Source organism: Paraflavitalea speifideaquila (assembly GCF_032395985.1).
In the GTDB taxonomy this organism is placed as follows: domain Bacteria; phylum Bacteroidota; class Bacteroidia; order Chitinophagales; family Chitinophagaceae; genus Paraflavitalea; species Paraflavitalea speifideaquila.
Genome location: NZ_CP135920.1, coordinates 3,959,984 through 3,982,831 on the forward strand (window position 1 = coordinate 3,959,984; position 22,848 = coordinate 3,982,831).

Genomic DNA, 22,848 nt, shown 5'->3' on the forward strand with positions numbered 1-22,848 from the left:
TTGTTTGCCTTTATAGCCCTTATTGGTTCAATGATGGTAAGTTATACCCGGGCGCGTAGCGAGGGGTTGGGTATTGAGAATAAAGGCGGTTTGATGCAGCGGCCCGAAAGAGTGGTATTGACAGCCGTTTCGGCGATTGCCTGTGGAGTTACTGCTTCGGTTATTGGCGGTGATTATAAACTGTCTCTACCAGGCATACCTTTCCATGTATTTGAAACCATGTCGGTTTTTACCATCCCTATTACAGTGATGGCCGTATTGACCAATGTAACAGCTATTAAAAGACTAATCGATGCTAAAAAAGCACTTGAAAATAAAGTATGATGCGTAAATATTGGCTAATGATATTGTGCAGCTTATCTTTTTACTGGGCACTGCACAGCAGGGGTTTCCTGTTCCGGAAGGCAATGCCCACCAATTATTTTACCTGCAACGAACATCCAACCACAATACTATTGTTTATGAGCTGAATTATAAGAATGGGAAACTGGATATGCGCAATCCTGTTCATCCCTTCTGGATCCGGTATACCGAACAAAGCCAAAGGGCCGAGTTGAATTTTATCCAGCGTGTATTTGCTTATGGGGTGAAGATCAAGCAGCTGCCGGATAGCAGTTACCGGGTTAAGTTGGTTTCTTACGCCGGTTACTCCATGTACCTGAAGAAAGGGACTGATGGAAAGTACCGGATATATGCGCCCATTAATGGACAGTTGATGGTGCTCAACCGCATCTTCGTTAAGATCACCGGCGGTTCCATGTGGTCGCCGGATATCGAATATTTTGAAGTCAGTGGATTTGATCCCGCTACGGGCCACCCCGTTGCCGAACGAAGGAAGGTATTGAGCAGTGAGATCAAAGAATGATTTTTGTTGTTGCATAAATTTCCTGTGATGAAAAACTGTATGTTTCAAATTCTACCGAATCGATACGGATGTTCAAGAGCAACTGGATGGAAGCCTTGTCCAAGGTTCATTTTTCAATTCCTTTGTTTATCTATATCCCCGTAATTGTCTTTATGAGCTGGCAGGCATTTGATGCCGGTATTTCCGTGGGATATTATTTGTTGTTCCTGGCAGCGGGTTTAGCGGTATGGACAGGTACGGAGTACCTACTACACCGGTTTGTTTTTCATTTTGAGCCTTCTTCATCCTGGGGCAAGCGTATCCATTTTATTTTTCATGGCGTGCACCATGATTACCCCAAAGATGCCAAACGCCTGGTGATGCCTCCTTCTGCCAGTATTCCGCTGGCCATTGGTTTTTATTTCCTGTTTTCTTTACTGTTTGAACAAAAGGTTTACCTGTATTCTTTTACAGCGGTTTTATTGCAGGCTACCTGGTATACGATATGATGCATTATGCCATGCATCATTATAATTTTAAGAGCTCCCTGATGAAGCGGGTAAAACAACACCATATGCTGCACCATTATGATGACCCCACCAAGGGATATGGCGTTAGCTCCTCCTTGTGGGATCTTATTTTAAGATCGGGTTTTCCCAGAAAGAAGAAAAGGTAATATGTATAAATCTGCTCCGTCTGTATTTTTGCCCCCAAAACTGTTTTGATAACATCGTTGATCTCTGTTGCCTACCTGCTCCTGTCCGTATTGCTCGTAGGTTTTAAGCAGGACCAACTCGTGCTGATCGCTATTTTTAATGGACTGTATTATGGAGCTAAGTCAACTCGAAAGTTCATTACTGGGTTTTCCATTTTTATAGTTTACTGGATCATTTATGATTATATGAAAGCCTTTCCCAATTATGTTTTCAGGGAGGTGCATATTGAAGGTTTGTACAATGCGGAGAAAGCCTGGTTTGGCATTGCTACCGAAACAGGAACCCTTACACCCAATGAGTTTTTTCAACGGCAGCATCATTGGATATTGGATTTGCTGAGCGGTATCTTTTATCTGTGCTGGGTGCCCATTCCATTGCTGTTTGCTACCTGGTTGTTTTTTAAGAACCGGCCTTTGTTTCTGCAATTTGCATTTGCCTGGTTTGTGGTCAACCTGCTGGGCTTTGTAGTATATTATGTGTATCCGGCGGCCCCCTGGTATGTGCACGAGCATGGGTTTAATTTCATTGCCTCAACCCCTGGAAATACGGCGGGGCTCAAACGGTTTGATGAACTGACAGGCGTCACTATTTTTCAATCTTTGTATGCCAAGGGGTCCAATGTATTTGCGGCCATGCCTTCTTTACATTCAGCGTATCCCCTAATTGTGCTATTTTATGGTGCAAAGGGCCGGTTCGGGTATGTAAATATTGTTTTTGCCCTGATCATGGTAGGCATTTGGTGTTCGGCAGTGTATACAAGCCATCACTATGTGCTGGATGTGCTGGCGGGTATTTGTACGGCAGGTGTTGGCATTTCCCTGGTGGAGTGGGGCATTGCCCGGCAGGGTTGGTTTTCGGGATTCTTCCATTCATATCTGCATAAAATTATTTAAGTATTTCGACTATGACAGCTTCTTCCTTACCCGATAAACAAGCGATCCTTACGCGGCTCAGCAGCGGCGATTTTGGCGCCTTTCTGTATGATTGCGATGGTACCTTAGCTGATAATATGGGGGCCACAAGGCTTCTTATAAGGCGGTAGCTTCCATGTATGGATTTGAGCTGGATGACGCGATTATTGATGAGTTGGCAGGATGGCCCATTTTGCAGGTAACAGAGGAGATCAGGAAACGGTATGATGCTGATTTTGATCCGGAAGTTTTTACCCGGCAAAAAAATAGTATGTATGAACTCTCTTTTATCCAGGACACCAGGCCAATTGAGTTTGTGGTGGAACATTTGAGGGCGCATGCGGGTAAAGTACGTATTGCTGTGGTGTCAGGTGGTAGTCGCGCGGCTGTGTCACGTACACTCCGGATGATAGGCATCAGTTCCCTGGTCGAGGTATTGGTATGCGCAGGAGAAACCGTCCGGGGAAAACCTTTTCCCGATCCTTTTTGAAGGCTGCAGCACAACTGAGCGTGGAGCCTGCCCGGTGCCTGGTATTTGAGGATGGAGTGCCCGGTGTCCAGGCCGCCGAAGCTGCTGGCATGCGATGGATACGCGTAGACCATTTATGATGTAATAGCCCCGGTGAGGCCCTTGTTCAGATTTTTAGTGAAAACGGTGACATTTCCCAACACCATTTATTTTATAGTATTGTAGAAAATGGGTATTTTCCTTTGCAAATTACCGGGATGAAACTAACTATTGGTCAGCGTTTAGGTACCCTTTTGTTCATATTGTTCTTCGCTTCACCTGCCCAGCCGCAAACCATCAAACGGCTGGATGCAAGTACCCTTACAGCCACAGCCCTCACTTCACGCATCCAACAATTAGTCGACACCGCCCACGTCACAGGCATGGGTATTTCAACCATTACAGATGGCCAATACCAGCTATAAATGGCAGCCAAGGTTTGAGGAAAACCTGGTGGTGGGCCATGATGCTACTGGCAATAGTTTTGGGTTTCCCCGACGTCCTGATGCAAGGTACTGGGAAAACTACACGCCCTGGCAGGAAAAACAGGCCGCCCGGTAACGGCTACAATAGCTATAGTAATCAATTTGCACTGCTTCCCCTCCAGGAGAAGCACCCACCTCCTTGTACTTCAATAGACTAAATTATCGGACCCAATCCGATGAGTAATACTTTTTGGCCCAAATTATCCAGGTAGCTAAGGCAGGCATAAAATATTTTTTACGGTATGGGGAATTATTCTATTTTTGAAACAGAATAGACCAGACCAGACCAATATAACAAAACGATTGCTATGCCAATAATTGCTTCTTGTCATCCGCACGACAGTAGTTAGCATCCCGCTACCATACTTGCTCATTGTTTTACCCCTTACAGTTATTTACCAAAAAAGCTATTTATGAAAAAAATGTTCTTCCAGGGGCCTGGCCTTCGCATGCCCTGTTTTAACGAAATGCCTGCTGGTTGCCTTGCTGCTTTTGCAGTTCATATTTGGGCTCCAGCTATCCGCAGTTGCCCAAACTGATCGCCAGGTAATAACTGGCATTGTCCGGAACGAAAAAATCAACCTGTTTCAGGAGCATCTGTTGTGGAAAAAGGAATGACCAACGGAACCGTTACCGCCGAAGACGGTAGGTTCAGTATAACCGTAGCTGGAAAAATACCATCCTGGCCATTTCCTATACGGGTTACCAGCCACAGGAAATAATTATTGGCGACAATAGAACGCTGAATATTGTACTGTCGCTTGAAAACAAAGGATTGAATGAGGTAGTGGTGGTAGGGTACGGTTCGCAAAAAAGGCTTCCGTAACGGGCGCTGTCGCTTCAGTAAAAGGAAGTGACCTTGTACAAAGCAGCTCGGCCAATCTTTCCAATGCTATTGCCGGACGTATACCCGGTGTAATAGCCAATAATCGTTCCGGCCGTCCGGGCGATGATGCAGCTACCATCCTCATAAGGGGATTTAATTCATTTGGTGGTGGAACCAGCCCGCTGGTGGTAGTGGATGGTGTTCCCGACAGGGACTTTAGCCGCATTAATCCTGTAGATATTGAAAACATTACAGTGCTGAAAGATGCATCTGCTGCCATTTATGGGGTCCGGTCTGCCAATGGAGTGATACTGGTGACTACGAAAAGAGGGAAAACAGGAAAACCTACCATTCAATATGATGGATCTTATGGTGTTCAACAGTTGACCCGCCTGCCCGAAATAGTGAATGCCTGGCAATACATGACCTACTATAACGAAATTAAACCTGGTACCTACACACAGACTGATATTGATAAGTACAAGGCAGGAAATGACCCCAATTATACCAGTACCGACTGGATCAACGAAGTGTTCAGGAAAAGCGCTCCCCAAACAGCGCATTCCCTTTCCGTGAGTGGCGGAACTGATAACATTAAATATTACTTCTCAGGTCAATACCTCGATCAGTCAAGCAATTTCCGCAACAGTATTGAACATTATAAACAATTCAATATCCGTTCTAATATCGATGCAAGGATATCGAAGAACCTTAAATTGAACCTTGATCTGGCAGCCCGCAGAGAAGACCGGATGTACCCTACCTATGGTGTTAACAGCATTCTTCATGAAGCAAGGTCTGTGTACCCCTTCATACCGGTACGCTGGCCCAATGAATCACTGAGCGCTGGCGTGGCCAATGGAAGAAATCCCCGCATCCTGGTTACGGGAGACCCGGGGTATGATAAGATCAAGAACTATGCACTGACCCCATTGGCCGGATTTGAGTTGCAGCTACCGTTTGTGACCCCAGGTTTGTCGGTTAGTGGATATGCTTCTTACGATATCAACCTGCGCAACGAAAAGATATTTACCAAACCATGGGACGCCTATTCGTATAACAGGACTACCGGTGAATACGCCAATCAAAAAACATCCACCTCGATTACCAGCATCACGCAAGATGACAGGTTGACCTATGCAAGCACCTATTTTATTAAGCTGGCCTATGATAGGCAGTTTGGTGTCCACAATATCAATGCTTTTGCGGGTTATGAGCAAACCTCTTCCAACTATTCGCAAACCTATGCTTACCGGAAAGACCTATTGAGCGATCAGATAGACCAGATCTTTACCGGTAATGCAGAGGGGCAAAATGCAACGGGGGCGGCTGCGCAGGATGGCCGGGCCAGCTATCTCGGCAGACTCGCATACAATTTTGACAATAGGTACCTGGCAGAAGTTTCTTTCCGTTACAACGGCTCCTTCAACTTCCCTTCATCCAACAGGTGGGGATTTTTCCTGCCGTAACCGCAGGTTGGAGGATCTCGGAAGAGAAGTTTTTAAAGAAACCTTCAATTTCGTCAACCAGTTGAAGATAAGGGCATCCTGGGGAATGATGGGTAGCGATGCAGTAGCGCAATACCTATACCTCACCAGGTATCAATTGGTGAGCAACAAAATTATTACACCTATTTTGGTAATGATTATGCCCTGGCTCCTTCCTTACTATTGTCCAGTACCCCCAATCCTGATATTACCTGGGAAAAACAGGATACCAGGAATATTGGCTTTGATGCCACCTTCCTGGAAGGTAAATTGAACATCACCGCTGATTACTTCCGTTACCTCCGCAAGGACATTCTAGCCCAACGCAGTGCTTCTATACCCTTATATGCGGGAATGTCACTGCCGGCGGAGAATATTGGCAAATCACTGAACAGGGGATTTGATCTTTCTGCCATCTATAATAACCGGAAAGGTGCCCTCCAATACAATATTGGCGTAAACCTGACCTATGCCAAAAGCAAAGTATTATTCCGCGACGAGGCGGCTAATATTCCAGCATGGCAAAAGTCGGAGGGCCATCCCATTGATTCCTGGCTGGTATATGAAACCAACGGTGTGTACCATACAAAAGAGGAGCTGGATGGTTCCGTACACCTGCCAGGTGCAAAGATCGGCGACCTGTGGATCAAAGACATCGATGGCAACAACAGTATAACAAGCAATGACCGCGTCAGAAAATTCGAGTCGGCCACACCAAAACTGGTATATGGCATTAACCTGGGAGCAACTTATAAAGGGTTAGGACTTAACATTCTTTTTGCTGGTCAGGCAATGGCTAAACAAATGATCCTGTCGCAAATGCAAGGGTCACTAATCGCACCACCAAAATGGTTGTATGATGGTAGAACCACTGCTGATAATCCCGGCGGACAATATCCTAGAGCGTTCAATAGCAATGATAGCTACAACAGCATTTACGCCGATTTCTGGCTCAGGAATGCTGCATTCCTGAGATTGAAATCAGTAGAGATATCCTATTCTTTACCTGCGCAGCTTTACTCGAAATTTGGATTCACCAACCTGCGGGTATATGCCAGTGGGTATAACCTCCTTTCATTTGATAAAATGAAGCAGTATGGTATTGATCCGGAAACAAATAATATAACAGGAGTCAATTATCCACAGTCAAGGATCTTCAGAGTAGGGGTCAATGTCGGATTGTAATTACTTTTTACTATTAAAACAGGCTATATGAAACTCAAAATACTGGTTGGTATTTTTATTAGCAATACATTGTTGTTTTCATGTTCCAGAGTGCTGGATAGAGCACCGCTGGATTCCTATACAGATCAGTCTGTATGGACTGACCTCAAATTGGCGGAAGCATTTGCCAATAATATTTATAATATACTGCCCACTTGCACCTACGACTGGGGCAAGTCGATCAACAGAAGTTTCCTGCTATCCGGTGCAGTTGATGAAGGTTATAATAAGTTTGATTATGCCGGCATACGGAGTGTGATCACAAAAGGAATACTGTCGCCAGACAATGCCGGGGATTTTGATATCTGGGCAAAGAATTATAGCCATATTCAAAATGCCAATATTTTCCTGTCTAAAATTGATGCCATCCCAGGAGACGAAACCTTCCGTAACCGGATAAAAGGAGAAATTACGTTTTTACGTGCCTATGCCTATTATCAATTGGTGACTGATTATGGTGGTGTACCCCTGATCAAAAAGCCATTCGAGCTCAATTCCGATTTCAAAGAACCACGTAGTTCGTATGAGGAGGTTGTAAAATTCATCGTTTCGGAATTGGATATTGCTGCGGACCTGTTGAATACTGCGGCTAAAGGATCGCCTGTTGGCCGCATTACTGCCCCTTTGGCACTAGCTATAAAGTCTAGGATATTGTTGTATGCCGCCAGCTCCCAATGGAACCCTGCCAATGAGCAGGCAAAATGGGCTGCTGCCGCTGCCGCTGCCAAAGCTGTGATAGACCTGAACAAGTTTAGTTTGTATAATGGTAACTATGCCGATATTTTTACCACTTTCAATTCCGAGCTGATCGGCGTCAAACTGTCTAATAAACAATATGACTGGAGCGCATTTAATGGCGTTGAAATGATGTGCTATCCCAGTGGCTATCACGGTTGGGCGGCTCTTGCGCCTACACAAAACCTGGTAGACGCATTTGGCACTGCTAATGGAAAGTATATTTCCGATCCCACTTCAGGTTATGATCCCCAGAAACCCTATGTGAACCGTGATCCGAGGTTCTATGCCAATATTGTGTATGATGGTCGTTCTTTGGGCAGCGCCAATTTTGTAGACTGGAGAAAAAGCAGTTCCAATCCCGACGGCACACTCGCCGAATTTTATGAAGGCGGACTGGATTCTCCTCAAGGCATCGATACCTGGAATAACAGCGAAACAAGGTATACCTTCCGGAAATACATGGACACCACTTACGATTTCAATGTAACTACCCAAAACAATAAGTTCTGGATTTTGTCAAGGCTATCAGAAATTTATCTGAACTACGCAGAAGCCGAGTTTTACCTGGGCCATGAAGCTACTGCCAGACAATACCTGGACATGTTGCGAAAAAGAGCTGGCATTACGGTTGATCTTACAGAAAGTGGTGCTGATCTTGAAAAGCGGATACGTAATGAAAGGCAAATTGAATTGTGTTTTGAAGGGCATCGTTATTATGATGTACGTCGCTGGAAGATCGCAGAGGTTTCACAGAACAAGCCCATCGGCCAGGTAATCATTACACGGGCACAGAATGGTACAAAAACATACCAGTATAAGGATTTGGAGCAACGCTACTTTAAACCCGGCAATTACTTGTTGCCCATCCCCCGCACAGAGATTGAAAGGACGGGATTACCTCAAAATCCAGGGTATAATTAAGATCACAGCTGCCTGCCTATCCAACTTAAGCCGAAACCGTACATTTGTGAGTAGAGGTAAGCTTGGGTAGGCAGGTAGTTTTCAATAAAAAATGGCATTTAGCATGATCAGGAGATTTATAGTGGTAGTAATATTTCTGTGGGCCAATTATATAGCCTGTGCCCAGGCGAAACCTATTGAGTTTACATCTTCGGATACAGCATTACAAATCGCTTTCACCAATGCCAGGCAAATGGCAATCCATTACCGGCAAAGCCCGGCAGACCCCGTAGGCCCGTGGTATGAAGCCGCATTACCCACAAGGCGGGCCTTTTGCATCAGGGATGTATCGCATCAATGCCTGGCGGCGGAAGCATTGGGTATGCGTGACGAAAACAAAAATATGCTCCTCCATTTTGTATCCAATATTTCAGAAAAAAAGATTGGTGCACCTATTGGGAAATGAACTACCTGGGCAATCCTGCGCCGGAAGATTATCGGAATGATACCGCCTTCTGGTACAACCTCAATGCCAACTTTGATATTATATATGCCTGCTGGCGATTGTATTTGTGGACGGGCGACACCGCGTATATCAGGCACCCGCTTTTGAATCCTTTCATCTTCACTCATTAAATGAATTTATTGAGCGTTGGTCATTGCAGCCCGAAGCTTTATTGCAGCGGCCGGCTTACCCCAACGCACCGGTACCTTTTAATATAAACGACTATTTTCATCGTTGCAGAGGCCTGCCTTCTTATGTGGAAAATGTGGCCGATCTGAAAATGGGCGTCGACCTGGTAGCTGCCATGTATCGGGCTACAAAAACATGGTCAGAAGCAGAGGCCTGGAAGGGTAATAAAAAGCAGCAGCCCTGTATGCCCGGAAGGCAGCGGCATATCGCCGGCAATTGGAATCAGTATGGTGGGATAAGGAGTCTGCGCTTTATCGTACCCATATTACCAATCAGGGAGTGTTTGGAAAAGGAGAAGGCGAAACCTTTCTTTTGTGGTTCAATGCGTTGAATGATAGCGGTAGAATAAGGAAAACGATTGCGCATCTTATAAACAACGAATCGAATGTAGAGAATCTGTCTTACCAGCCTTATCAGTTGTATAAGTATGGATATTGGGACAAAGCATATAACTACATCCTGTACCTTACCAACCCAACTACAAAAAGAAGAGATTATCCTGAAGTTTCGTTCGGTGCAATAGAGGGAATTGTACAGGGCCTGATGGGGGTGGATGTCGATGCCAGGTTTAACCGCGTAACGACACTTTACCGTAACAGGACCGCCGATAGTGCTGTCATTTCTCATTTGCCTGTATTGTCAACAAGCGTAACCATCAGCCATTGGGCAAACGGCAGCTCAATAACAAATGAGGGTAAGCAACCTGTTAACTGGCAGGTTGCCTGCAATGGCAGGATACCCTTTATTGAAGTGGCCGGACGGAAAATGAAAACCACCCAGGAGTGCGGAATAATGGGTGATTTTATTTCCTACGTGGAAGTACGTGTGCCCCCGGTAAAAGCTGGTGGCGGGGTTTAGGAAAAGTTAGGATATATAAATAGCCTGTAGACTTAAATAGATGATGGATGACGAAAGTATTGTATGAAAAGATTAAGGAACTCGAAAAAGTAGCCGCTTATTCCAAGCACGATCGACTGGTGCAAGGCATTATCGCTGCTATTAATGAAAAGATACTGGTACCCGATGATACCCTTCCCTCAGTCAATACAATGATCAGAGAACTGCGCTTTTCCAGGGAAACCATCATAAAGGGTTACCATGAACTCGTGAGCAGGGGATCATTGAATCAAAGAACCGCCTGGGTTATTTTGTAGCCAATGGCAACACCGAACAACTCCTGAAAGTAGCGCTATTGATGTACAACCTCGATAGTTTTGAGGAGCAATTTTACCGGAATTTCAGGAATACACTGGGCAGCGGCGTTGATCTCCAGACCTTCTTCCACCACGGGAATATTGAGATCTTTGAAACCATTCTACAGCGTATCAAAGGCCGTTTCGGCATGTATGTGATCGCTCCGATACCCGATCCGAGATCAAAAGAATTATTGGAAAGCATTCCCCGCCAAAAGTTCCTGATGTTTGACCGCTATGAGGCTTTAGAAGGGGAATTTAATCATATCACCCAGGAGTTTGAGCAATCGTCTTATAAAGTATTCAGTGAGCTGGCGAAGGAGATCAAACTGTTTGATGAAATAATCTTCTATCATTCCCCGACTCACTTGATCCGAAAGAGATTGTTCAGGCATTCCGCAAATTCCTGAAAGCTTACAAAGTAAAAGGCCGGGTCATCCGCGAGTTTGTGCCGGGCACCATTGAAAGAGGTAAGGTGTATTTTACCCTCGATAACTTTGCTATGTGGGAAATATTGAAGGAATGCAAATCAAAAAACTAAAGCCGGGAAAGGATGTAGGTGTTCTATCCCATAACGATGAACCCGCAAAGCAGTTTGTAGGAATAACTACCTATTCGGCCGACTTTGGTTTAATGGGAACAATGGCCGCTCAATCAATACTGAAAAAGAAAACATACAGGTTACCCTGCCCAGCGTTTTGGCAAGAAGAACCTCACTCTGATAAAAGCAGCATAAAATACAAACACATGAAACAACTGATGGTGCTGGCATTTTTGCTGGCAGGGATATCTTTGTCTGCTCAACAGCAATTTTGGCAAATGACACAGGATGGTGGCATTCGATGGACCGTTCAAACAAACCAGGCTCATTCAGATCATATAGAGATGAGTGGAAAACAGGTGTCCGCTATTGTTCGTTATGGAGTAGATCAATCGGGAAGAGCTATTTATAGTAGAAAACTGGTTTTCCCGATGCTTCGAACAATTCCCAATGATACCAGGGGCAATTTGATTAAGGAGTTTACCGAGAATATAACCGATTCGATCACGATCGGCGGGCAATTGGTAAAAGAAACACCCCAATCGTTTTATATCAAAGGAGTATTGGAAGGTAATGCGCTTTTAAGTAGCGGGGTAAGCATTCATAAAGGGTATTTCCGTCTGTTGATAAAGCCGCCTTCATTGAAAGCTATACGATCCGGAATAACGGAGAAGCCACAATTGATGTTCACATACCCGAGGTGGATAGAAGCCAGCTCACAGAGGCAAATAAAGGAGTATACGGCGCCTATACCGTTAATTATAAAGTATACGATGGCGGCTCAAAAACACTTGCTGCACATCAGGCGTTGCAGTTTTCCGTAGTCATATCGGCGCGCAAAGCAGTGGAAGAACCTTATCAGTTTGCCCACAGGTACGAGTGCGAAAAACGGGTTGCCCTGGTGGAGCAATTGCAGGAGAAACTCGTGCTAAAAACGCCTAATGATACCATCAACAGGATGTTTGCCTTTGCCAAGATACGGGCAGGCGAAAGTATTTACGATACAAAACAGGGTTTGATGCATGGCCCTGGCGGAGGAGAGTATTATGCAGCCATCTGGGCCAATGACCAGGCCGAATACATCAACCCCTTGTTTGCTTACCTTGGATATGCTCCGGGGATTGAATCCGCCCGCAATAGTTTTCGCCTGTTTGCCAGTTACATCAATCCGGCTTTCAATCCTATCCCCAGCTCAATCATTGCCGAAGGAGCCGGTTATTGGAACGGTGCAGGAGATAGGGAGACCAGGCTATGATTGCGTACGGAGCCGCTTTTTTTGCATTGACGGGTGGCGATACCGCAGTTGCTTCATCCCTCTGGCCACTGATCGATTGGTGCAATGCCTACCTCCTTAGGAAAAAATCTCCGGAAGGTGTGATAGCCTCCGAGTCCGATGAACTGGAAGGAAGGTTCCCGGCAGGTAAGATCAACCTTTCTACCAATGTACTGGCTTATGCCTCCTTTCGGTATGGGGCAAAGCTGGCCACAATACTGGGAAAACCAACCCAGGCCAAAGATTGGCAGATAGAGGCAGAAACACTCAAAAAAATATCAACCTTTACTTCGGGGCATCAGTTGAAGGTTACCATACCTATCGTTATTATGAGGGTAATGACAAACTGCGTTCCTGGATCTGCCTGCCACTCGTAATGGATATTAATGATCGAAAGGTGCAAACCACCAATGCCTTATTGTCTCCCCATTTATGGACGGCTAATGGACTGCTCACCCAGTCGGGCTCAACTACATTCTGGGACCGGTCAACCTTGTATGGTTTTCGTGGATTATTCAGGTCCGGCGCAACAGATACCACCTATCCGTATTTTGCTTATTACTCCGCCAAAAGACTCCTTGGCGAGCATGTGCCCTATGCTATTGAAGCGTGGCCGGAAGGTGATCAGCGTCATTTGTCGGCCGAAAGCGGCCTTTATTGCCGGGCAATTGTAGAGGGGCTTTGGGCGTTTGATCCGGATGGCTTCAGAGAATTCTCCCTTTGTCCTAAACTGCCGAAAGAGTGGAAAGAAATGTCCCTGACAAACATGCATGCTTTTAATACCAGCCTCAATATTTCAGTGCATCGCGTGGGGGATAAATACCGCATTCGCGTTCAGGAACTGGGTAAACCAGCAAAAACAGTTTCATGGAATGGTATAAAGCCGCTGCACTTTGTATTGTAAGTTATAGATTTAGCCCATGAATACAATGACTCTCTTGACCTTTCTTGCTATTACCATTGGCGTAGCCCTGTTGTCATGGCTTAAAACAAGGAAAGAGCAGTTGCATACAATAGCCGGATTGTTTTTGCCAATCGTAAGTTGGGTTTTATTGCCGTGGGCTGTGGCCTGTTGTTTGCCAATATCAATACCGCATTGTTTATTGGTGAAAATGAACTGACCTATATTAACAATATGAGCGTAATGGCCTGGGGCGTTACCTCTGTTTTTGCTATGCTGGCTGTCTCAGAGTTTATTATTCCTGTTTACCTGAAAGTGGGCATTGCAACAACTCCCGATTTTCTGGCAGTGCGGTATGACAACAGTACCAAGACCATTGTATCCATTATTTTTTTATTGAATTATATCATTAACCTGTTGCCCTCTGTGCTCTATAGCGGGGCAGTGGCTTTTAATGGGCTTTTTCATTTTTCCGGGTATTACAAGATCGACTATTGGACAACAATCTGGCTATTGGTTTGGATCATGGGCGTATTGGGTGGATTGTATACTTTCCTGGGTGGCCTAAAGGCGATCACCGTATCCGATGTGTTGTTGGGCATTGGGATGTTCACAGGAGGATTATTGCTCCCTTTTTTGCTTTGAAACATTTGGGGGCGGGCAGTATCCAGGCTGGATTGAATACCTTGTTATCTTCCCATACCAGCCACTTCAACAGCATAGGAGATCCTGGCGATGCTATCCCGTTTGGGACCCTCTTTACCGGAATGGCGTTGGTGAATCTCTATTATTGGGGAACAGAGCAATACATCGTGCAGCAGGTGCTGGGGGCCAGAAGTTTAGCCGATTGCCAAAAAGGAATTGCACTTGCTGCACTCGGTAGCTGCTATTGCCTTTATTGATCAATATTCCTGGCATCATCGCTGTCCATCTGTACCATGGGTTGCCGAACGCCGTGGAGGTGTTCCCAAGGCTTGTGGCCGATGTCTCCTCTCCGGTCTATTCCGGTTTTATGGCAGCCTTATTGTTTGGTGCGGCATTAACCACTTTCAATGCCGGATTAAACAGCTCCGGCACCTTATTTACCTTGAATATTTACAAGCCACTGGCCATAAAAAGAAATGGGAATCAGGTGAGTTGCATTATTTGCGGGCGGCCAAACGTTTTGAGTTTATCATTTGCGTAGCCGCCATGTTTATTGCCCCCTTCATTATGTTTGCCAAAGGAGGCCTGTATACCTATCTGCAAAAATAGGAGGGTTATTTAGTGTGCCCATATTTACCATACTGCTGGTGGGCATGTTAACTAAGAAAGTACCCCGCTGGCTGCCAAAATTGGATTACTTTTTTTTGTTGTTTGTTACGCCTGTACCCAATTAGTGTTTGATATACAATTACATTTTTGCATGTACTGGCCATTTTATTTGTATTAACCACACTAATTATGCTATTGATCGGGAAATGGAAACCTATGCCAGTTCCTTTTAGGTTGAAGGAAAATAGCCTGATCGATGTAAAGCCCTGGAAGAACAGGCACTTTTATACAGCTTTGCTGGTCCTGCTGGCCGTATCCCTGTTTATCTTATTTTCCCCCTTGGTATTGGTAAAATGAACCCTGAGGCACTTCCATGGTTTGGTGTCTCTCATGAAAATTGAACTACCTATATTGAGTTTTCAGAAAGGATACCTGTTAATATCTCGCCATTTTTAGTTAAAATATACGTATAGAGATACGTGCGTTCTTCCTAGTTTTATCGCGAATTATCAAAATATTGAAAATGTACAAAGTTTTCTTGCGTGTCATCCTGTTTGTTGCTGTTTTGATCCAGGGAGTAAACACTGTTCAGGCACAAAATGGAGATCAGATATTAGATGGGATTGGTGAAACGGGAATGATTGCGCGGTATATGTTCAACGGAGACCTCAAAGATTGGTCCCGGAATAATTTGCATGCTAAATTTCAGGGCGCCGAAGCCACATTCGTAAACGATAACCGTTTTGGAAAGGTTTTATCACTCTCCGGCGATAACAATGCTTTTATTACACTGCCAGCAGAAGCCCTAACAGATCTGGAATCACTCAGCATATCAGGATGGATATACCTGCGTTCCAATCAACCTGGCCAACGTTTGTTTGATTTCGGAAAGGATGCCAGCAAACATTTTTTTGCAGCTCCAGCCGGAACCACTGCCCAGGAAGGGTTCCAGGCGTTGATAACAGCGGAAAAAGTGATAAAAGGGCGCCGTTTCTCCGGCTATAGAAACGAATAAGTGGGTCCACCTGGCCATTGTGATAGACATTCCTTCAAAATCCATCACTACCTATGTTGATAGTAAGCAAGTGGGCGAAGCGAAAGACATTCCCAGGAGTTGACAGCCGTATTCGGTCAGCAACCAGGAGAAAAACTGCTGTACATCGGAAAATCGTTATTGCCGGGAGATCCCCATCTCAATGCCATGATACGCGATTTTCGAATTTACCGGGTGCCCCTGAGCAGCACACAGGTGGCCGGTATTTATACCAATTCCCGCAGAGGCATCAATCAGGGCTCAGTCAATACGACGGGCCGACGGGCAGAGGATACCCTTCCCCGCTTTTCCGCAACCGAAGCCCAGCTGTATAATACTTATTTAGCCAATGTATCCGATGTGAAGGTGGAAACAGCCGTAGGAGACCTGCCGCGGTTGCCTGCCTATCTGCCAGGTACCTATAAAGATGCCATGAAAGGCAAGGGCCCTAAAGTACGTGTGGTGTGGCCTGCTGCTATCGACAATACGGCTGTTCTTAAACCCGGAAGCTATACCATTACAGGGCGTGTTGCAGGAACTAATTTTCAACCCAAGGCAATAGTCACCATCAAGGAATCCCCAAAATCAACAACGCCCGTGTTAAAGTTGCAGGCGTTTCATTTGGACCAGGTATCCCTGAAAAATGATGCCCATGGCCACGAATCCAAATTCATCCAAAATCGCAATAAGTTTATCAATACATTAGCTACAACCGATCCCAACTCCTTTCTCTATATGTTCCGCCATACTTTTGGCCAGCAACAACCCGAAGGAGCAAAACCGCTGGGCGTATGGGACAGCAAGGACACCAAATTAAGAGGCCATGCTACAGGTCACTACCTGACCGCCATTGCACAAGCCTATGCCAGTACAGGATATGACAAGGCCCTGCAGGCCAATTTCTCCGGCAAAATGGAGACGATGGTGAATACCCTCTACCAGTTATCCCAATTATCCGGAAAGGCAAAAGAAACCGGTGGTGCACATGTATCCGATCCGGCAGCCGTGCCCTTTGGTCCAGGAAAAACAGCTTATGATTCAGACCTTAGCGATGCAGGCATTCGTACCGATTATGCAAACTGGGGAACAGGTTTCATCAGCGCTTACCCTCCCGATCAGTTTATTATGTTAGAGAATGGCGCCAAATATGGCGGACAGAAGAACCAGATCTGGGCGCCTTATTATACACTCCATAAGATACTGGCCGGCCTGATGGATGTATATGAAGTGAGCGGTAATAAAAAGCACTTGATATGGCAGCTGGTATGGGCGATTGGGTATATGCCCGCCTGAGCAAAGTGCCAACAGATACACTTATCAAGATGTGGAACACCTATATTGCTGGTGAGTTTGGCGGCATGAACGAGGCCATGGCCCGCATGTACAGGCTTACCGGTAAACCCAATCACCTGAAAACGGCCCAATTGTTTGATAACATCAGGGTGTTCTATGGCGATACACAACATTCCCATGGCCTGGCCAAAAATGTAGACCTTTTCCGTGGATTGCATGCCAATCAGCATATACCCCAGGTCGTAGGCAGTATCGAAACCTACCGGGCTACCAATAATCCGGAGTATTACAAAATAGCCGATAACTTCTGGTACAAGATGGTCAATGATTATATGTACAGCATTGAGGTGTTGCAGGTGCCCGTAATCCCAACAATGCCGAATGTTTTATCAGCGAGCCGGGAACCCTGTATGAAAATGGCTTCTCTTCCGGTGGACAGAACGAAACCTGTGCTACCTATAATATGCTTAAATTGACCAGCGACCTGTTTCTCTTCGACCAGCGGGCCGAATACATGGACTATTACGAACGCTCCTTGTACAACCATATCCTGGCTTCTGTGGCCGAGAATAGCCCTGCCAATACCTATCACGTACCACTCAGACCAGGGTCAACCAAGCAGTTTGGCAATCCGGATATGACAGGCTTTACCTGCTGCAATGGTACAGCCATAGAAAGCAGTACCAAGCTCCAAAACTCCATATACTTTAAAAGTAAGGATGATCAGGCGCTTTATGTCAACCTGTACATCCCCTCAACACTGGAATGGACAGAGCGAAAAATAAGCGTGGAGCAGTCTACCAATTTCCCCAATGAGGACAATACCCGTTTGACAATTAAGGGCAACGGAAAATTTGATATCCATGTGCGTGTGCCAGGCTGGGCAACCAAAGGATTTTTGTGACCATCAATGGAGCAGTACAAAAGTTGCAGGCTAAGCCCGGCAGCTACCTGAAAATAAGCCGCAAGTGGAAAGACGGCGACGTCATAGAGCTGAAAATGCCTTTCCAGTTTCACCTCGATCCCGTGATGGACCAGCAGAACATAGCCAGCCTGTTTTACGGGCCGGTATTACTGGCAGCGCAGGAGCCCGAAGCAAGAAAAGAATGGCGTAGGGTAGCCCTGGATGCGGAAGAGATAGGCAAGTCAATTAAAGGTGATCCTAAACAATTACAATTCACCATTGATGAGGTCGTCTTTAAACCATTTTATGAATCATACGGGCGTCATTCCGTTTACCTGGATGTTAAGTTGAAATAGCCCTTCAGCCAAAACCCAGGATGAGGTCTTCCTATCATCTCTCCCCATCTGTCTGGCAAGTTCTGCCCCGGGGCCTGCCGTCATTTTCCCCTATAGCTCAAATTACTTGCCTGTACGGCTCACCCGGGAGCTGTTGATTGCTGGGCGGCAGTTTGCCTACTGGGCCAGGTCCTGACATGCGTACTTAATTGAAAAGGGGTACTTTAAAAAAATCGCTACCCCCGCCGGGGCGCTCAGGATATACAGGTAGGGGCATAAAAAAAGCCCCGCTCTTGCGAACGGGGCCACATATGATACAGTTAAAATGTTAATAAATGACTACTTAACCAAAGCCCTGAAGTTAATAGCTAACCGTTAACTCATCACAGTTAATAGCAATTGGCGCGCAGCCCGAAGCCTAAGGCTCGCTGCTTTTATTCCCAGCCAAAACCTGCCTTTCATTTCCCGCTGCCTGCGGACCATTGTCCAGTGCCTGGTGGCTGGCTCACCGAAGGCCTTTATTTATCACAGCGGCAAAACCAAAACCAGTGGCAATAGCCCTCAGCCGGTAGCTACCTGAAAAACAAATAGCAAACAGCCAAAACCTACAAGCAAACTGCTAAAAACCAACCGCCAATAGCGAAAAACCAATTCCTGACTAACCGCTAATTCCTAACTGATAAAAGGTAACCGCTAACTCCTGACCTCTAAAAGCTGTTTCTTACTCATCAATTCGTGTTGCACAACACTACCATTCATCAACCGTGCTTAGGGGCCCCGTCCACACAGTCGATCAGCATTTTTATTGATACCCCGCTCAATCCCCTCACAGGCACTCAGCGAAGCAAAAGTTGAAATCTTAAAAATCAAAATCCCTCATCCCTTAATCCGCGATTATATCCGCGTTTAAATCTGCGAAATCCGTTTAATCCATTAATCAGCGATTCTATCTGCGATTACAAACATACAACATCCACCTACCCCTTTCCAATACCCCATTGCCGGTTTATGTTGTTTCGGCTATAAATCGACGTCAATTACGTCGATTTATAGCACTTTCGACATAAAATAGCCGAAACGACAACAACACATTTGGAAATGGCATATCCTGTGTTGTACGTTTGCACAGAGGTGTTACAAACCGAAGAGACCATAGAGTAATTCCAGGAATTCAAAAAAGGCATAAACAATGAATCAGAGACAAACATACAACATGCAAATACCCGTTTCCAAATCTGGCATGAGCGATATCGCAATTTTCGTTTGTTTCTGGTTATTTTGATTGAGAAAATCAACCATTATGCATCGTTTCGCACGAAAATTTCGATAACTGTCAGAAGGCATTTGGAAATGGCATGGCCTTTGTCGTACGTTTGCCCTGCAGTGTTACTGAAAAAGAAAAGAAAGGATTAGGACGGGAAGAAAAGTACCGAAGACAACAGTAAAGCATATACAAAGCCCGGAGTAATCAATAATCTCAACCCCTTCAGTATAGCTTCTCTATAGCTTCAGTATACCTTCCCTATAGATAGAGTATGCTAATAGCACTAAACACAAAAACAGCCCATTTTTACACAAAATGGAAGGGGGCTGGCGCCTCTCACCCGCCTTCCCGCCCCATGATTGCCCTGGTACTGTATAGTTCAGCTTGGTACGGATCGGATTGGGATCGCGTAAAAGCTTCTGCCTTTTCTACGGAGACCCTGGTGTTGAAATCTTTGCATCCTCAGCTTTTCAGCGATCCCAGGTGGCGGTAAGTATTGAGCAGCACCCCTGTTGGCGTGTTTGCTGTTCTCACAAATTCGAGTTTGCGTGCGTCAAAACTATCTGAAAGAAGGCGTTTGCCCCTGCCCAGTAATACCGGGTATACGATCAGGGTAACCTCATCTGTCAATCCTGCGTCGAGTAGTAAAGACGTTAGTGATATACTTCCACAAAGAACCAGGTCAGGGCCGTCTGTCGACTTGAGGTTGCGAACCTCCTCTATGATGTCCTTGCTCAGGTTCTTTACTGGTCCCCATTCAAGACTCTCAGGCCTGTGGGTGACTATGTATTTTGTTGCGGCGTTTATAGCGTTGGCCATCGGAAAGTCTCCGGCATTTGGCCAGTATCCTAAAAACTCATCGTAGGTCTTGCGGCCAAGCAGCATGTCAAACCCTGTACCGTAACCTTCGAGAAGCATAGCCATCCCCGCAGGGGTGCGATAAGGTGCTGTCCATCCGCCGTACGTGTAGTTTTTGTCGTGCTCAATAACTCCATCCAGCGAGACATGCTCGAATATTCTAATGTTTCTCATTTTAAAGCTTTTTGTTTATTGATTGCTCAAATGTAGGGCAGACCCAATACCCACCTGGGGGCGATTCCGACATTATACGGGTGTTATTCAACCATTTGGTTGCAAGATAAGCAGGGTAAGATTTTTGAAATTTGAAAGTGCTTCAGATACAGGATTGTTAAGATCAAAGCTACCCAGTTCTGTTAGCGTTACTTTAACCCGGTCAAATTCGTATTGCCTTTGTTTTTTTTAACCCTTTTACCAGCAAGGTAGGATAACAGGATGCTTTTGTTCCCATTTCCACTGATTTTCTTTCCATACAGGTAGTAGCCTTCTCTTATTTTTTTAAGCTCTGTATACCAATGGGATATTGACGCATATCAGCAAAAATTACAAAATCCGGTATGGTAGAATGATCCTCGTACCCTCAAACAATTAATAAAACACTACTAATATATTTAGTTTTACTAATTTGCAAGGATTGATGTGCTTAAATCCTGCCATTTTCTATGAATTTTGAAAAAGCGATGGTCTTGTACCGGAATGACAAGACCCTGCAAATTCTTCGTGCTGAGCATTTTCCTTTGTTGGCCAGCTTTTTTCATTTGGCTTTCAAACAACAGGAAGCAATCGCTTATACCCAATCGGATCTCGCAAGCCTGCTGGGAGATTTTCTGTTTGCCCTGGAAAGGCAAGGAATATTGGACTACCAGCGGAAGCCGCCTGTAGGATTTCTTGAAAAATGGGCGCAGCAAGGCTACTTACGCCGTTATTACGAGTCGTCTGACGAACCCATTTATGAATTATCACCGGCCAGTGAAAATGCAATGAAATGGCTGGAAGATCTGAATAAACAGCAATTTATCGGAACTCACAGCCGCTTATTGCAATTCTTTTCGCTTTTGCAACAGATAGTCAACAGAACAGCCGGTCCCTATGAAAGGATCCAGCAGCTACAGGAGGAAAAGAAAAAAATAGAGGAAGAGATTGAGCAAATAAAGAAAGGTCACTATACTAAACCTACCGAAACTCAACTCAAAGAAGATTATTTTTTGGCAGAGGAAACGGCCCGGCGGTTATTGTCCGACTTCAGGCAAGTGGAAGAAAACTTTAGAGAGCTGGATACAAAAACCCGGCAAACCATCATCAAAAGCAACCTCGCTAAAGGAACTTTGCTAGATACTATTTTTGAGCAACAGGATTATTTGTGGAACACAGACCAGGGCAAAAGCTTTAAAGCTTTTTGGGAATTCCTGATGAGCGAAAATATGCAGCAGGAACTGGAGGGATTGATCACTAAGTTGAATGAAATTCCTGCTATCCGGCAAATAAAACAAGAGCAGGTCGTCGACAGGATCAAAACCAACCTGGTAGATGCAGGCGACAAGGTGAACAGAAGTAATGACGGCCTGATCGAACAACTGCGAAAGTTCGTGGAACAAAAGAATCTTGCCGAGAGCAGGCATATTTTAAAAAGTATTGAATCCATCGAACATTTGTTGCTGGAATACAGGGAAAAGATAAACCAGCAGGATATATTAATGGAAATTGATGGCCTGTTCCGTCCTTCTCTTCTGATGGAACGTCCATTGTTTACACCTCCTGTTAAGATATCCTTTATGGAAAACGCTGTTGAGGAAGGTAAAGCCGATGCAGATACCGATATGCTATTTGACCAGTTTTACGTGGATATGAATGAATTACGGGAGAACGTCAAAGCTCTTCTCCGGGCAAAATCACAGGTAGCGCTTTCTGAACTGGTAGACCACTATCAACCCACAAAGGGAATAGCAGAAATTTTGGGGTATATGCAGATCGCAACAAGTGATAGAAGACACTATGTGAATAACGAGGAAACTGAGCAAGTATATATTGCCAATACGGGTAACGGAAATCCCTATTCCTTAAAAACACCTCTTATTATATTCAATAGGTAATATATATGACAGCTGGATATTCGTTAAGCCTCATCATCCTTTTAAAGGGAATACTATATAGCCATCAAAAGACAGCCTGGGAAAATTTGCTTCAATACGAACCAGAAGTGAAAAATACTTTGCCTCCATAGGGCTTGAAGTATATATTGACAAAAGCGAGGGATATGCTTATTTACAACAAGTAGAGTACGAAGAAGAAACGGACTTGCCGAAACTGGCGGAAAAAGGCAACTCAATTTCTTTACTTCACTCCTTTGTATCGTATTACGCAAATATCTCCTGGAACAGGATGCGCAGGGAGGATCTGTACGTGCCATTATTTCCCGGCAGGAAATCATCCTGCGAACCCGTTCATTTCTGCCTCCTGCTTCTGATGAAGCCAAACAACAGGACAAAATCCTGACAACCATCAACAAGGTGATCGACATGGGTTTTCTAAGGCAACTGGAAGACGACGTCCATAATTATGAGGTACATCGAATCATCAAGGGATTCGTAAATGCCGGTGTGATCGACGATATGCTCCGGAGATTGGAGCGTTATGCAACAGAGAAGAACATTACAGATTAAAAATAG

Annotated in this window: 29 protein-coding genes and 3 pseudogenes; 30 read left to right on the plus strand and 2 right to left on the minus strand. The window is 45.1% G+C overall.

Translation table 11 applies throughout. The annotated features are described in order from the left end of the window. From RS881_RS26935 to RS881_RS26975, 9 genes and pseudogenes are all read left to right on the plus strand, one after another. On the plus strand, nucleotides 1–324 hold the full coding sequence (locus tag RS881_RS26935) for a hypothetical protein (RefSeq protein WP_315823933.1): 324 nt from the start codon (nucleotides 1–3) through the stop codon (nucleotides 322–324). A gap of 10 nt (nucleotides 325–334) precedes the next feature. Continuing rightward, a complete protein-coding gene (locus RS881_RS26940; protein ID WP_315823934.1) occupies nucleotides 335–865 on the plus strand; it encodes a DUF4833 domain-containing protein in 531 nt (176 codons plus the stop codon). A gap of 68 nt (nucleotides 866–933) precedes the next feature. Then, nucleotides 934–1,353 carry a sterol desaturase family protein gene (locus RS881_RS26945; protein WP_315823935.1) on the plus strand — a complete coding sequence of 140 codons (420 nt, stop codon included), beginning with the start codon at nucleotides 934–936 and terminating at the stop codon, nucleotides 1,351–1,353. Then, nucleotides 1,350–1,520, plus strand: coding sequence for a sterol desaturase family protein (locus tag RS881_RS26950; RefSeq protein WP_315823936.1), 171 nt, complete (start codon nucleotides 1,350–1,352; stop codon nucleotides 1,518–1,520). Before RS881_RS26945 ends, RS881_RS26950 begins: the two co-directional genes overlap by 4 nt. A gap of 57 nt (nucleotides 1,521–1,577) precedes the next feature. Further along, nucleotides 1,578–2,453: a phosphatase PAP2 family protein gene (locus tag RS881_RS26955; RefSeq protein WP_315823937.1), complete on the plus strand. Its 876-nt coding sequence runs from the start codon at nucleotides 1,578–1,580 to the stop codon at nucleotides 2,451–2,453. A gap of 154 nt (nucleotides 2,454–2,607) precedes the next feature. After that, nucleotides 2,608–2,990 (plus strand): annotated as a pseudogene (locus RS881_RS26960) (HAD family hydrolase); the annotation flags it as partial. After that, the gene (locus RS881_RS26965; protein WP_350340253.1) at nucleotides 2,982–3,080 is read left to right on the plus strand and encodes a hypothetical protein; all 99 of its coding nucleotides are present in this window, start codon (nucleotides 2,982–2,984) and stop codon (nucleotides 3,078–3,080) included. The pseudogene RS881_RS26960 and the gene RS881_RS26965, both read left to right, overlap by 9 nt. A gap of 117 nt (nucleotides 3,081–3,197) precedes the next feature. Then, nucleotides 3,198–3,404: a hypothetical protein gene (locus RS881_RS26970; protein ID WP_315823940.1), complete on the plus strand. Its 207-nt coding sequence runs from the start codon at nucleotides 3,198–3,200 to the stop codon at nucleotides 3,402–3,404. Then, complete coding sequence (locus RS881_RS26975) at nucleotides 3,385–3,540, plus strand: hypothetical protein (protein ID WP_315823941.1); 156 nt, start codon at nucleotides 3,385–3,387, stop codon at nucleotides 3,538–3,540. The genes RS881_RS26970 and RS881_RS26975 overlap by 20 nt, the downstream gene beginning before the upstream one ends. A 501-nt stretch (nucleotides 3,541–4,041) precedes the next feature. On the opposite strand, the gene RS881_RS26980 is transcribed toward RS881_RS26975, so the two are convergent. Further along, the gene (locus RS881_RS26980; RefSeq protein ID WP_315823942.1) at nucleotides 4,042–4,275 is read right to left on the minus strand and encodes a hypothetical protein; all 234 of its coding nucleotides are present in this window, start codon (nucleotides 4,273–4,275) and stop codon (nucleotides 4,042–4,044) included. A 14-nt stretch (nucleotides 4,276–4,289) separates the two neighbouring features. Between RS881_RS26980 and RS881_RS26985 the strand changes: the two are divergent. From RS881_RS26985 to RS881_RS27085, 19 genes and pseudogenes are all read left to right on the plus strand, one after another. Continuing rightward, nucleotides 4,290–5,759: pseudogene (locus tag RS881_RS26985) on the plus strand (SusC/RagA family TonB-linked outer membrane protein); the annotation flags it as partial. Nucleotides 5,760–5,960: 201 nt separating this feature from the next. Then, complete coding sequence (locus RS881_RS26990; protein WP_350340185.1) at nucleotides 5,961–6,962, plus strand: SusC/RagA family TonB-linked outer membrane protein; 1,002 nt, start codon at nucleotides 5,961–5,963, stop codon at nucleotides 6,960–6,962. 27 nt (nucleotides 6,963–6,989) lie between these two features. Continuing rightward, nucleotides 6,990–8,660 (plus strand): RagB/SusD family nutrient uptake outer membrane protein, encoded by a 1,671-nt coding sequence (locus RS881_RS26995; protein ID WP_315823943.1) that lies wholly within the window; start codon nucleotides 6,990–6,992, stop codon nucleotides 8,658–8,660. 103 nt (nucleotides 8,661–8,763) lie between these two features. Further along, a complete protein-coding gene (locus RS881_RS27000) occupies nucleotides 8,764–9,105 on the plus strand; it encodes a hypothetical protein (protein WP_315823944.1) in 342 nt (113 codons plus the stop codon). Next, nucleotides 9,102–9,275, plus strand: coding sequence for a hypothetical protein (locus tag RS881_RS27005; protein ID WP_315823945.1), 174 nt, complete (start codon nucleotides 9,102–9,104; stop codon nucleotides 9,273–9,275). Before RS881_RS27000 ends, RS881_RS27005 begins: the two co-directional genes overlap by 4 nt. A gap of 274 nt (nucleotides 9,276–9,549) precedes the next feature. After that, on the plus strand, nucleotides 9,550–10,191 hold the full coding sequence (locus RS881_RS27010; RefSeq protein ID WP_315823946.1) for a hypothetical protein: 642 nt from the start codon (nucleotides 9,550–9,552) through the stop codon (nucleotides 10,189–10,191). Between the two features lie 47 nt (nucleotides 10,192–10,238). Then, a complete protein-coding gene (locus RS881_RS27015) occupies nucleotides 10,239–10,487 on the plus strand; it encodes a hypothetical protein (RefSeq protein ID WP_315823947.1) in 249 nt (82 codons plus the stop codon). Nucleotides 10,488–10,525: 38 nt separating this feature from the next. After that, nucleotides 10,526–10,936, plus strand: a complete 411-nt coding sequence (locus RS881_RS27020) for a hypothetical protein (RefSeq protein ID WP_315823948.1) — start codon at nucleotides 10,526–10,528, stop codon at nucleotides 10,934–10,936. A gap of 112 nt (nucleotides 10,937–11,048) precedes the next feature. Beyond that, the gene (locus RS881_RS27025; RefSeq protein WP_315823949.1) at nucleotides 11,049–11,891 is read left to right on the plus strand and encodes a hypothetical protein; all 843 of its coding nucleotides are present in this window, start codon (nucleotides 11,049–11,051) and stop codon (nucleotides 11,889–11,891) included. A 20-nt stretch (nucleotides 11,892–11,911) separates the two neighbouring features. After that, nucleotides 11,912–12,322 (plus strand): hypothetical protein, encoded by a 411-nt coding sequence (locus RS881_RS27030; protein WP_315823950.1) that lies wholly within the window; start codon nucleotides 11,912–11,914, stop codon nucleotides 12,320–12,322. Further along, complete coding sequence (locus RS881_RS27035; protein ID WP_315823951.1) at nucleotides 12,319–12,717, plus strand: hypothetical protein; 399 nt, start codon at nucleotides 12,319–12,321, stop codon at nucleotides 12,715–12,717. The genes RS881_RS27030 and RS881_RS27035 overlap by 4 nt, the downstream gene beginning before the upstream one ends. Beyond that, nucleotides 12,717–13,244, plus strand: coding sequence for a hypothetical protein (locus RS881_RS27040; protein ID WP_315823952.1), 528 nt, complete (start codon nucleotides 12,717–12,719; stop codon nucleotides 13,242–13,244). Before RS881_RS27035 ends, RS881_RS27040 begins: the two co-directional genes overlap by 1 nt. A gap of 138 nt (nucleotides 13,245–13,382) precedes the next feature. Next, complete coding sequence (locus RS881_RS27045) at nucleotides 13,383–13,886, plus strand: sodium:solute symporter family transporter (RefSeq protein ID WP_315823953.1); 504 nt, start codon at nucleotides 13,383–13,385, stop codon at nucleotides 13,884–13,886. A 222-nt stretch (nucleotides 13,887–14,108) separates the two neighbouring features. Continuing rightward, nucleotides 14,109–14,495 carry a hypothetical protein gene (locus tag RS881_RS61720; protein WP_425476369.1) on the plus strand — a complete coding sequence of 129 codons (387 nt, stop codon included), beginning with the start codon at nucleotides 14,109–14,111 and terminating at the stop codon, nucleotides 14,493–14,495. A 147-nt stretch (nucleotides 14,496–14,642) separates the two neighbouring features. Continuing rightward, nucleotides 14,643–14,852, plus strand: a complete 210-nt coding sequence (locus RS881_RS27055) for a hypothetical protein (protein ID WP_315823954.1) — start codon at nucleotides 14,643–14,645, stop codon at nucleotides 14,850–14,852. 166 nt (nucleotides 14,853–15,018) lie between these two features. Continuing rightward, the gene (locus RS881_RS27060) at nucleotides 15,019–15,510 is read left to right on the plus strand and encodes a hypothetical protein (protein ID WP_315823955.1); all 492 of its coding nucleotides are present in this window, start codon (nucleotides 15,019–15,021) and stop codon (nucleotides 15,508–15,510) included. A 186-nt stretch (nucleotides 15,511–15,696) separates the two neighbouring features. After that, nucleotides 15,697–17,297: pseudogene (locus RS881_RS27070) on the plus strand (beta-L-arabinofuranosidase domain-containing protein). After that, the gene (locus RS881_RS27080) at nucleotides 17,285–17,725 is read left to right on the plus strand and encodes a beta-L-arabinofuranosidase domain-containing protein (RefSeq protein WP_315823958.1); all 441 of its coding nucleotides are present in this window, start codon (nucleotides 17,285–17,287) and stop codon (nucleotides 17,723–17,725) included. The pseudogene RS881_RS27070 and the gene RS881_RS27080 overlap by 13 nt, the downstream one beginning before the upstream one ends. Continuing rightward, entirely contained in the window at nucleotides 17,722–18,081 is a 360-nt protein-coding gene (locus RS881_RS27085; RefSeq protein WP_315823959.1) for a beta-L-arabinofuranosidase domain-containing protein, read from the plus strand. The genes RS881_RS27080 and RS881_RS27085 overlap by 4 nt, the downstream gene beginning before the upstream one ends. Nucleotides 18,082–19,786: 1,705 nt before the next feature. On the opposite strand, the gene RS881_RS27090 is transcribed toward RS881_RS27085, so the two are convergent. After that, nucleotides 19,787–20,356: a dihydrofolate reductase family protein gene (locus RS881_RS27090; RefSeq protein WP_315823960.1), complete on the minus strand. Its 570-nt coding sequence runs from the start codon at nucleotides 20,354–20,356 to the stop codon at nucleotides 19,787–19,789. Nucleotides 20,357–20,844: 488 nt separating this feature from the next. Here RS881_RS27090 and RS881_RS27095 point away from each other — a divergent pair, with 488 nt between their 5' ends. Together RS881_RS27095 and RS881_RS27100 are read left to right on the plus strand one after the other, a co-directional pair. Continuing rightward, entirely contained in the window at nucleotides 20,845–22,272 is a 1,428-nt protein-coding gene (locus tag RS881_RS27095; protein ID WP_315823961.1) for a DUF3375 domain-containing protein, read from the plus strand. Between the two features lie 258 nt (nucleotides 22,273–22,530). Then, nucleotides 22,531–22,842: a DUF4194 domain-containing protein gene (locus RS881_RS27100; protein WP_315824633.1), complete on the plus strand. Its 312-nt coding sequence runs from the start codon at nucleotides 22,531–22,533 to the stop codon at nucleotides 22,840–22,842. Nucleotides 22,843–22,848 lie beyond the last annotated feature (6 nt).

Coding starts and splice junctions, on each gene's coding strand:
- RS881_RS26950 (WP_315823936.1), top strand. CDS start 1,350: ATGATGCATTATGCCATGCATCATTATAATTTTAAGAGCTCCCTGATG.
- RS881_RS27090 (WP_315823960.1), bottom strand. CDS start 20,356: ATGAGAAACATTAGAATATTCGAGCATGTCTCGCTGGATGGAGTTATT.
- RS881_RS26975 (WP_315823941.1), top strand. CDS start 3,385: ATGGCCAATACCAGCTATAAATGGCAGCCAAGGTTTGAGGAAAACCTG.
- RS881_RS27080 (WP_315823958.1), top strand. CDS start 17,285: ATGCTTAAATTGACCAGCGACCTGTTTCTCTTCGACCAGCGGGCCGAA.
- RS881_RS27005 (WP_315823945.1), top strand. CDS start 9,102: ATGAACTACCTGGGCAATCCTGCGCCGGAAGATTATCGGAATGATACC.
- RS881_RS27095 (WP_315823961.1), top strand. CDS start 20,845: ATGAATTTTGAAAAAGCGATGGTCTTGTACCGGAATGACAAGACCCTG.
- RS881_RS27060 (WP_315823955.1), top strand. CDS start 15,019: ATGTACAAAGTTTTCTTGCGTGTCATCCTGTTTGTTGCTGTTTTGATC.
- RS881_RS26970 (WP_315823940.1), top strand. CDS start 3,198: ATGAAACTAACTATTGGTCAGCGTTTAGGTACCCTTTTGTTCATATTG.
- RS881_RS27015 (WP_315823947.1), top strand. CDS start 10,239: ATGACGAAAGTATTGTATGAAAAGATTAAGGAACTCGAAAAAGTAGCC.
- RS881_RS27000 (WP_315823944.1), top strand. CDS start 8,764: ATGATCAGGAGATTTATAGTGGTAGTAATATTTCTGTGGGCCAATTAT.
- RS881_RS27025 (WP_315823949.1), top strand. CDS start 11,049: ATGCAAATCAAAAAACTAAAGCCGGGAAAGGATGTAGGTGTTCTATCC.
- RS881_RS27035 (WP_315823951.1), top strand. CDS start 12,319: ATGATTGCGTACGGAGCCGCTTTTTTTGCATTGACGGGTGGCGATACC.
- RS881_RS26995 (WP_315823943.1), top strand. CDS start 6,990: ATGAAACTCAAAATACTGGTTGGTATTTTTATTAGCAATACATTGTTG.
- RS881_RS27040 (WP_315823952.1), top strand. CDS start 12,717: ATGGATATTAATGATCGAAAGGTGCAAACCACCAATGCCTTATTGTCT.
- RS881_RS26945 (WP_315823935.1), top strand. CDS start 934: ATGTTCAAGAGCAACTGGATGGAAGCCTTGTCCAAGGTTCATTTTTCA.